The following is a 3,631-nucleotide window of genomic DNA, read 5'->3' on the forward strand; positions in this document are numbered from 1 at the left end:
GGTATGAACTCGCCAAGTCTCTTGATTAACCAGACTTGTGATCAAGAGACAGCCTTATTAGGTGCCTTTTTTTGTTTTTGTCGTAGAAGTTGCAATAGAGGCGTTAACAAATGGTGACTTAGTCAGCAAATATTCACTGAGTGCTCCAACCACTTGCATTTTCGCCACATTTTTACAGAAATTAGATGCCATTTGCGTACGAAACTTTTATCCTTAACCTGATTTTTTAAGGAAGTTGAATATGATCATCAAACCTCGAATTCGCGGATTCATCTGTACTACAACACATCCAGTCGGTTGTGAAGCTAATGTAAAAGAACAAATTGCTTACACAAAAGCTCAAGGCCCAATCGCAAACGCACCTAAACGTGTACTAGTTGTTGGCTCTTCAAGTGGCTACGGCTTGTCTTCACGTATTGCGGCTGCATTTGGTGGCGGCGCTTCAACTATCGGTGTTTTCTTTGAGAAAGCCGGTACTGAGAAAAAGCCTGGCACAGCTGGTTTCTACAACTCAGCAGCGTTCGACAAGTTCGCTAAAGAAGAAGGCCTATATTCAAAAAGCCTGAACGGCGATGCTTTCTCTAACGAGGCGAAACAGAAAACAATTGACCTGATCAAAGAAGATCTAGGCCAAATCGATATGGTTGTATACTCACTGGCGTCTCCAGTGCGTAAAATGCCAGAGACTGGCGAAGTAATTCGTTCATCTCTAAAGCCTATCGGTGAAACGTACACGTCAACTGCGGTTGATACGAACAAAGACACAATCATCGAAGCAAGCGTAGAGCCTGCAGCTGAAGAAGAGATCAAAGACACTGTTACTGTAATGGGCGGTGAAGATTGGGAACTTTGGATCAATGCTCTTTCTGAAGCTGGTGTTCTAGCGGACGGTTGTAAGACGGTTGCTTACAGCTACATCGGTACTGAACTAACGTGGCCAATCTACTGGGATGGCGCACTAGGTAAAGCTAAGATGGATCTAGACCGTGCAGCGACAGCGCTGAACGAGAAGCTAGGCCAAACTGGCGGTACTGCAAACGTTGCTGTTCTTAAGTCTGTAGTGACTCAAGCAAGTTCTGCAATCCCTGTAATGCCTCTTTACATCGCTATGGTGTTCAAGAAGATGCGTGAAGAAGGTATTCACGAAGGTTGTATGGAACAGATCTTCCGTATGTTCAGCCAACGTCTATACAAAGAAGACGGCAGCGCGCCAGAAGTGGATGAAGTGAACCGTCTACGTCTAGATGACCTTGAGCTTCGCGAAGACATTCAAGATCACTGTCGTAACCTATGGCCTCAAATCACAACTGAGAACCTAAAAGAACTGACTGACTACGTAGAGTACAAAGAAGAGTTCTTGAAGCTATTTGGTTTCGGTGTTGAAGGTGTTGATTACGAAGCTGACGTTAACCCAGCTGTTGAATTTGATGTAGCTGACATCTAATTCAAGTTATCGAATCTAAACGAAATAGGCGCTCATTGAGCGCCTATTTTTTTGTCTGCTATTTGGTTCAAGAGATTAAGAGCAGATATGGGATTCGAGTGGCGGGATGCGAAGAGATTTAAGAGCGGATACGGCTACCGCGATTCGAAGGGGGACAAGAGTAGAAATAAGGGATGAAGAGAGTTAAGAGCAGGAGTGGGGAAGAAGGCTTGAACCGCTTAAAACAGGTTATAAAAAATGCACTAACCCAAAGTGAATTAGTGCATTTGAAATATCTAAGCTTGGCTGCTTTTAAAGCAGTAGACGCTAGCTAATTATGATGATGAAAGTACCTGCTAAGGTCATCAATATATTGGCAATCGCGTACGTACCCGCGTAACCCAGTGCAGGGATAGTTGAGCGAGCGTGGTCATTTACGATGTCCATCGCCGGAGCACAGGTTCGCGCGCCAATGATGGCTCCAAATAGTAGAGCTCGGTTCATCTTCAATACGTAAGCACCCACCAAGTAAGCGAAGAATACCGGTAGCACACTCACTACTAGAGCAATACCGATGACCTGAGGGCCTACTTGCGTTAAGTGTTCAAACATCTTACCACCGGCGCTCAAGCCGATACCGACCATAAAGAACATCAAACCTAGGTCTTTGACCATGTTTAACGCCCCTTGAGGCACGTAACCAAAGGTAGGGTGGTTCGCTCGTAAGAAGCCAAGCATGATGCCCGATAGAAGTAGGCCAACCGCATTACCTAAGCCAAATGAAACCTGACCGAATGTCATGGTGATCAAACCAAACAAAATGCCCAGAATGAAGAAGCTACAGAAGGCCATCAAATCCGCCATTTGGCTGTGGATCGAGATGAAACCAATTTTCTCAGCTAGACCGTGAACGCGACTCTTTTCACCACTGACCTGCAGGACATCGCCTTTAGAAAGCACGATGTTTAAGTCCATCGGCATTTCAATTTGAGCACGTACTACGCGGTTAAGGAAACAACCGTATTCAGACAGGTTTAAGTCTGACAGGCGCTTACCTGCGATGCTGTCACTTTTAACGACAATCTCTTCTTCCACGATACGTAGATCGAGAAGGTTACGGTCGAAAACTTCTTTACCGTTACGGAAGCTTGGGTCTAGACGAGCGTGGCTATCTGGGAAACCAACCAATGCGATCTCATCGCCTTCTTGCAGAATTGCATCACCATCTGGATGGGCAAGAATACCATTACGTCGAATACGCTCGATGTAACAGCCTGTTTGGCGATAGATGCCCAGTTCACGCAGATTCTTACCGTCAGTCCAAGAGATGAGCTCTGGTCCCACTCGATAAGCACGAATAATGGGCAAGTAAACCTTACGCTGACCTGAAGCGCCTAACCCACGTTCTTGGGCGATTTGCTCTGCCGAGTCGTGTAGGTTCACTTTTTGAAGTTTTGGAATCAAGCGAGCAAACATAATCATACTGATTAAGCCAACCAAGTAAGCCATCGCGTAACCGACTGAAAGGTTTTCGATAATCAGGCTCAAGTCCATGTTTCTTGGTAATTCTGCAAGCCCAGAATTCAGAGCATCTTGAGCACCTACCAATATCGGCGTTGCTGTTAAGGCACCTGCCATCATGCCTGCAGATAAACCAAAGCCTAGGCCAAGGTAATGACTACTGAAATAGGTTAGGGCAATTGCGGTAGAAAGTACCACAAGGCTCAGAATGAGGTAGTGCTTACCGTCTCTGAAGAAGATACCGAAGAAGTTTGGTCCAGCTTCAATGCCAACACAGTAGATGAACAGCATGAAACCAATGGTGAGCGCATCTGCGTTAAAAGAAAAGCCAAGATGTCCCATGATAAGGGAAGTAATCAAAACACCGATTGAATTACCAAGTTGGAGGCTACCGAAACGAATTTTACCAATGGCTAATCCAATCGATAAAACAACAAAGATGAGGAGAATGGGGTTTTGTTCTAACAGAAAAACAACGTCGATATTCACGGTGGTCGCTCAATAATTGGCGTGGAACACAGGGTAAGTTTGAGAGGTGAATTGTATCTAAATATAAATAAATTATAAGCAATATTTTGTTAATTTACTTGATTTTGACCTTATTCTTATTCTTATTCCGTATGAAAACTGGTCATAAAAAAGGTTCATCGCGGCTTTCCGGGGAAAGCCGCTTTTATCTTCAAGAAG

General features: G+C 44.7%; 2 protein-coding genes. One reads left to right on the top strand and one right to left on the bottom strand.

The window, feature by feature from the left end; genetic code table 11:
- Positions 1–241: 241 nt before the first annotated feature.
- Positions 242–1,444, top strand: coding sequence for an enoyl-ACP reductase FabV (fabV, locus tag AB6E78_RS22710; RefSeq protein ID WP_372134256.1), 1,203 nt, complete (start codon positions 242–244; stop codon positions 1,442–1,444).
- A 306-nt stretch (positions 1,445–1,750) separates the two neighbouring features.
- On the opposite strand, the gene AB6E78_RS22715 is transcribed toward fabV, so the two are convergent.
- Complete coding sequence (locus AB6E78_RS22715; protein ID WP_372058521.1) at positions 1,751–3,433, bottom strand: aspartate:alanine antiporter; 1,683 nt, start codon at positions 3,431–3,433, stop codon at positions 1,751–1,753.
- Positions 3,434–3,631: the final 198 nt, after the last annotated feature.

The sequence above is a fragment of the Vibrio sp. 10N.247.310.98 genome (assembly GCF_041467395.1).
Classification (GTDB): Bacteria; Pseudomonadota; Gammaproteobacteria; order Enterobacterales; family Vibrionaceae; genus Vibrio; species Vibrio crassostreae_C.

Excerpts from the sequence above, each read along its gene's own strand:
- fabV (WP_372134256.1), top strand. The coding sequence starts at position 242 with ATGATCATCAAACCTCGAATTCGCGGATTCATCTGTACTACAACACAT.